Origin of the sequence: Mucilaginibacter sp., from assembly GCF_028287845.1 — a bacterium.
Classification (GTDB): Bacteria; Bacteroidota; Bacteroidia; order Sphingobacteriales; family Sphingobacteriaceae; genus Mucilaginibacter.
Genome location: NZ_JAQBOW010000048.1, coordinates 1 through 6,402, shown reverse-complemented (window position 1 = coordinate 6,402; position 6,402 = coordinate 1). Strand labels below are relative to the sequence as shown.

The following is a 6,402-nucleotide window of genomic DNA, read 5'->3' as shown; positions in this document are numbered from 1 at the left end:
CCGTTCCTGATGAAGGACCCGCGTTACCACGGCACATTCGTATCTAACGGAACGTTCTTTAGAACAGAGATCATTACCGCGCAAAGGGGAGTTATCTTAAATAATGCCACTATAAATGGAAATGACTACAAACAATTTTTTGATACTAACCCAGCCAGCAGCACCTACAAGCAGTTTAATATTAACCCGGCCAAATTTAATGGCGGTAAAGCAACCACTTATGTTGTTGGTACCGGTAACTCGGCTAATGCTAGTGATGATAACGGCTCATGCTGGTTGAAGAAATGGACCGATCCGGTAACAGATATCACCCTGATACATGATTATAGTTCACGCACCTCATGGATGGATCTTCGTTACGGAGAAGTATTGCTTGACTTTGCAGAAGCCTCATTCGAGCTGGGCAAACCGGCTGCCGAGCAGCTATCAGCCATTAACCTGTTGCGTGCAAGAGCGGGCATACCTGCACTTGCTACCATCAGCAGGGCCCTTATCCGCCATGAACGTTTGGTAGAACTGGCCTATGAGAACAAAAGCTGGTGGGATTATTCAAGATGGAGAGCTTTAGCTACTGACTTTAGCAACAGGCAAGAATACACCCTCCAATGCTACTGGGATTTGGATACGAATGATTATGTGTATATCAAACAAAACGCTGGTGGTACCAGGACTCTTAGTGCGCAGTTTTACTATGCCGACATTCCGGGTACAGATGCTTCACAAAATCCATTACTGGTACCTAGTCATAACCCTGGTTATTAATTAATAGAAAATATGAGAACGATAAAATTAATTTATATAATTCCTTGCTTGCTGTTGGCTCTTTCGGCATGCCAGAAGGATAATTACCCAGCTCCTGACGCGACAATTTCCGGCACATTTCTGGATGCAGAAACGGGCGGCCAAATGGAGCTGAAGCAAAATGGAACAGATGCGGGTAGTATCAGGTTTATAGTAAATGATCCTGCAAAATATCCTGCACCATCGGCTCTAGATTATGTGCTGAAACAGGATGGAACTTTTTATAATTCACTTGTTTTTTCAGAAAATTATAGAGTATTACCATTGCCAGGATCAGGACCTTGGGTATATACAGGTAACGGTGTTGTTCCAACCGCGGCATCGCCGGGTGGAAAACCTGATACTTTAAACGTAACTGTTGCACCTAAAACCACAACTGTAATACCTACTTATAAGGTGTATCCTTATTTCCACCTTACATTAACTATGGTTGATACATTGGCAACTATTACAATTACAAGGTCATTACAAGCAACTCTGGCTAATAATAACTTAACCAATGCCAACAACTTGTGCCTGTATGTTAATAACTACCCTTTAGTTAACGGAAATGTGAGTCAAAAAACGGGTACTGCTTATTATGTTAACAGGTGGAACTTTAGTATTAACAACACCGTACCTACTACCCAAGTTTGGGGACCGGCGCAAAGCACTCAATATTATGCTTTCGGAACGCCAATAACGCTTCCGATAAATAATATTTTGAAGGCAGATGGAACCGTTAATATCTATGGTGTTAAATGGGCCGGAACACACTGGGCCAAAGGTACCTACTATTTCCGCGCTTCTATAGTTGGAGCAGGTTCTACTAATAGTAAAGAAAACTACAGTAACACAACAACAACTGTAATTCACTAAAAAGATAACCGCAAATAGCAGTTATTAACCTCCTGATCTTTTGGTCAGGAGGTTTTTTTATGCGTGGCGCAAAGCTTTCGTTTAATTATACGAGAGGTTTTGTACCCCCTGCCGGTAACAAACGCATTAAAATAACTTAAGAGTATCGCATAATAGATAAGGAGGCTCCGATGCAGCCAAAATAGGGTTTGTCTGGTCCTTCTATAAACAGGGAGCTCCTCCGGAGCCAATATTTGCTGAAACGAAGCGGCATTTGACTCCGAAGGAGCGATAGTTTTATGTGATTGATTTTCAGCATATTGTAATTTTTAGGTGTCCCAAGTGTGCCAGGTGTCCCAGGTGTATCCATGTGTTCATGGGACAGTATAGTAATAATATTTAATGGATATAGGTTTATTGCTGCATTTGCTTACTTCGCGGAGGACTAATTTTTTTATATCGATTTAATCACTAAACACGTTAATTTATTTGATATTTCAATTGCTATAAAGCATATTGGCAATTAATATATCTTAGTATAATAAACCATTTAAATTTCTTTATGAAGAACCCAATAACCAACTGTTTTAAATATTTACTTATAGTTGTTTTGGCACTAAGCAGCGGTGCAGTATTTGCCGGTGTGCGGCTACCAGCCATATTTGGCGACAATATGGTTTTACAGCGCAATATGCATGTACCCATATATGGCTGGGCAGAAATTGGCGAAAAGATTGAGGTAGAATTTATGGGCAATACCTATAAAACTACTACCGGTGCCGATGGCAAATGGTTTGTAAAGCTGGGCTCGTACAAAGCAGGCGGACCGTACGAAATGCGCATTGGCAGCAAAAGCTTTACCTTAACATTAAGAAATATATTGATAGGTGATGTATGGTTGGCTGCCGGACAGTCTAATATGGAGTTTGGTATACAAACAGAACTGCATGGAGCAGAAGCCATTGCAAAAGCTACTGATAAAGAGATACATTTTTTTTATGTACCCATGGCACAGGCTTTACAGGCTCAACAAAGTATTGCTAAAGTACCTGCCGATTCTTTTAATGGGAAATGGGTAGTTTGTTCGCCAGAATTGCTGGCAAACCCACAATTTGCATGGCATGGTTTTTCGGCCATTGGCTTTTATTTTGCACAGCATTTACGTAAATCAACAGGTGTACCTATGGGGATGATAGCCAGCTACAAAGGGGGCACACCGGCCCAGGCATGGATAAGTTTAGAAGGATTGCAAAACAGCCCCCCATTTACAAAGTATGTTGATGACCATCAAAAACTGGTTGATAATTATGAAAGCTCAAAAGAAACTTATCCGCAGAAATTGGCAGCCTACCAGGATAGCGTAAAAATTTGGAACACAGAAGTTGGAAATGATTTTGCAATAGTTTTAAAGAAATGGGATGCCGATGTTTTGCAGGCGAGGACAAATGGCCAGGTGCTACCAGTTCGCCCAAAACCAACCCGCCCTGCACCACATGCCCCTGCTGATCCGGAAGGCGGATTTGGCGCACCCACAAATGATTATAATGGTATGATATCACCTATACTGCGGTATGGCATAAAGGGTGTAATATGGTACCAGGGCGAAGGAAATGGCGATAAACTTGCAGATGCAATTGAATATAAAGATTTGTTCCCGAGGTTGATATATGACTGGCGCACGCAATGGGAGCAAGGTGATTTTCCTTTCCTATTTGTTCAGCTTCCTAACTTTCGTGACCCGGCAGTGAGCCCCTCAGAAGGAAATTGGGCCTGGGTACGTGAGGCCCAGCTTAAAACATTATCATTACCCGCGACAGGCATGACTGTAATTACAGATGTAGGCGATGCCTTAAATATACACCCCACCAATAAAGTTGATCCGGCATACAGGCTGGCTTTGGTGGCCCGGCACGTTGCATATAATGAAAACCTGGTATACTCTGGTCCGGTTTATAAGTCAATGAAGATTGCAGGCAATAAAATAATTATCAGCTTTGATGAAATAAACAAGGGATTAATCACCGGCAGGCCCACGCTTGATGGAACAGCAGCTACGGGTGTTACAGAACTTAAAGGCTTTGGCATTTCAGGCTCAGACCAGAAATTTGTTTGGGCAAAAGCAGTTATTGAGGGCAATACGGTTGTGGTTTCAAGCGATGAGGTTGCTAATCCAATAGCGGTAAGATATAATTGGGCTGATAATCCGCCGGGTAATTTATATAATAAAGATGGATTGCCTGCCGGGCCGTTTCGTACAGATAACTGGCCGCCGCCTATAAGGGTTATGCATTAATAATTATACAAACCGGTGCTGTACACACGTGCATTTAGATTATACGGTTGGTAATAAGTGTAAATAAAGATTTTATAAATACATTTAGGCAGTCATTAGATAGCTATGTATTTTATATTTTCAAAAATTTTACTTTTTTTAATATTGCCAATTTACTGGATAATAATCTTGCTCGTCATCGCATTAGTTAGCAAAGAGCGAAAACGAAAACGAAAGTTTTTAATTGCGGCAGTAATTGTGTTTTATCTGTTTTCAAACCCACTCCTGCTAAATACATTTCAGAGAATATGGGATGTTCGGGCAACCACAATAAATAAAGCCACAAAATATAGTTGTGTAATAGTATTGGGTGGATTTTCATCAAGCGGCGGCCAGGATGGCGGCCACTTTAATACGGCTGCAGACAGGTTTATACAAGGGATTAAATTACTTGCCACTAAACAGGCATCACACATATTAATAAGCGGGGGTAATGGTAATTTGCTGCCCGGCGGGTTTAGAGAAGCTGCCTGGGTTAAAACCCAGTTAACAGAACTAAATATACCCGATAGCTTAATACTAATTGAAAACAACTCAAAAAATACTATAGAAAATGCAAAGTTTTCAAAAATGTTATTAAGCCAAACACATTTGCCGCCACCGTATCTGCTGGTTACTTCGGCATTCCATATGCGCAGATCGCTTATGATATTTAAAAAAGCCGGTATTGATGTTGTGCCTTATCCATGTAATTTTTTCGGAACAAATAACCATTTTGTGGTAAGCGATTTTATACCTGATTCTGCGACGTTATTTAACTGGGAGTCTTATACCAAAGAGGTAGTAGGTTATGCGGTTAATTACTTTAAGTAAATAGCACACAGGTAAAAGGGTAGTTTACCCGCGTGCTAAGTGAAATTAATTATGATTCAATACTAACTCTGGTATTGCCTCGCCATTAAACGGATCAATTCGTTTTAATTTAAAGTTGGTTACAGGCTTTACCACTAAAGGTATTTTTTCAACATGAGTTTCGCTGGTATCCAGGCCAAAAGCTTTCGCTTCTGATTGCGCCAGTTTTTTTATGTTGAAATAACTATTCAAAATAAACCCTTCTGCTACACTGAATGCATTGTTATATGACAGGAACTTTTCAAGTATCACAAACCTAAAATCAGATATTATTTTGAATTTACTTAACGAATCGTATCTGCTGATGATATCTAACTCCTTTCTATTTAACATGTCTTCTATCACTTTCCTAAACAGCACATTAACCCGGGGCTGTATCCTGAAACCCAGGCGAAAATCTACCCGTATTATTTTACCCTTTTCTATTTGGTCAACACTATACTCCATGGTGTAAGGCTCATCGGTAGTATCAATATGGATAAACCAATAAGTATCGGCACGTTTAGGACTGCGACTCATGATAGAGTACATTATTTTTTCCTCTATTTGTTTGCCATTATTAGCTTTTGTTAAATATATAAGCTGGCCCGCATATTTAGCAATACCTTCATCGGCACTTAATGCATTAAGCAAGGGTATCTGCTCTTTTAAATCTATAAAATTTAAAAAACGATTATTTATTTTACGTGCCTTGTACCAAATGTACATGGTAAATATCAATCCAAACTCAAATACCAGGAAGAACAATCTTTTAAGGATTTTTACCGCGTTGGCTACAAAGAATGAGAACTCAACACATAAAAACACACAAAGTATAATGGTAACTAACCACACCGGCCAATGCTTTACATACCGCATAAAATAGTACATCAATATAGTTGTCATTAACATAGCTATGGTGATTGAAAAACCATAAGCTGCGGTCATGGCTTCTGATGTGCGGAAATATAATGATACTGCTATACAGCCAAAACATAATATCCAGTTAATACTTGGTATATATATCTGTCCGCGAATGTTTGACGGATACTTAATGGTAATCTTCGGCCAAAAATTCATACTTACCGCCTCACTTATTAAAGTGAACGATCCGCTAATTAAGGCCTGGCTTGCAATAATAGTTGCCAGTGTAGCCAGAGCCACACAAGGTATCATCAATAAATGCGGATTAGGTACAATTTGATAAAAGGGATTAAGCCCGGTAAAATTAAAATTGGCCGATTGTTTTAAAACCCATGCACCCTGCCCTAAATAGTTTAATATCAATGTGGTTTTAACAAATAACCAGCTCCATTGAATATTTTTTCGGCCGCAATGACCTAAGTCTGAGTATAATGCCTCGGCACCGGTGGTACATAAAAATACCGCCCCCAAAAGCCAGAAACCTTTAGGATGATCTGTTAATAATTTTACGCCATAATAAGGATTAAGAGCCTTAAAAATACCCGGATCATGCATAATTTGTAATGCTCCTAATACGCCTATCATTAAGAACCACATTAACATAACCTGTCCAAATGCAGAGCCAACTACCTTTGTGCCAAATTGCTGAAAGAAAAACAATAACAGCATAATGCCAA

General features: G+C 39.8%; 5 protein-coding genes. 4 read left to right on the top strand and 1 reads right to left on the bottom strand.

Features of this window, described 5'->3' with window-relative positions:
* The 4 genes from JWP71_RS04380 to JWP71_RS04365 form a co-directional block, all read left to right on the top strand.
* The coding region (locus JWP71_RS04380) for a RagB/SusD family nutrient uptake outer membrane protein (protein ID WP_299497505.1) at positions 1 to 762 on the top strand (762 nt) is incomplete at its 5' end.
* Positions 763 to 774: 12 nt separating this feature from the next.
* Entirely contained in the window at positions 775 to 1,659 is an 885-nt protein-coding gene (locus JWP71_RS04375; RefSeq protein ID WP_299497504.1) for a DUF3823 domain-containing protein, read from the top strand.
* Positions 1,660 to 2,200: 541 nt separating this feature from the next.
* Positions 2,201 to 3,931 (top strand): sialate O-acetylesterase, encoded by a 1,731-nt coding sequence (locus JWP71_RS04370; protein ID WP_299497503.1) that lies wholly within the window; start codon positions 2,201 to 2,203, stop codon positions 3,929 to 3,931.
* 105 nt (positions 3,932 to 4,036) lie between these two features.
* The gene (locus JWP71_RS04365) at positions 4,037 to 4,783 is read left to right on the top strand and encodes a YdcF family protein (protein ID WP_299497501.1); all 747 of its coding nucleotides are present in this window, start codon (positions 4,037 to 4,039) and stop codon (positions 4,781 to 4,783) included.
* A 45-nt stretch (positions 4,784 to 4,828) separates the two neighbouring features.
* Here JWP71_RS04365 and JWP71_RS04360 read toward each other — a convergent pair.
* On the bottom strand, positions 4,829 to 6,402 hold a 1,574-nt coding region (locus tag JWP71_RS04360), incomplete at its 5' end, for a KUP/HAK/KT family potassium transporter (RefSeq protein ID WP_299497499.1).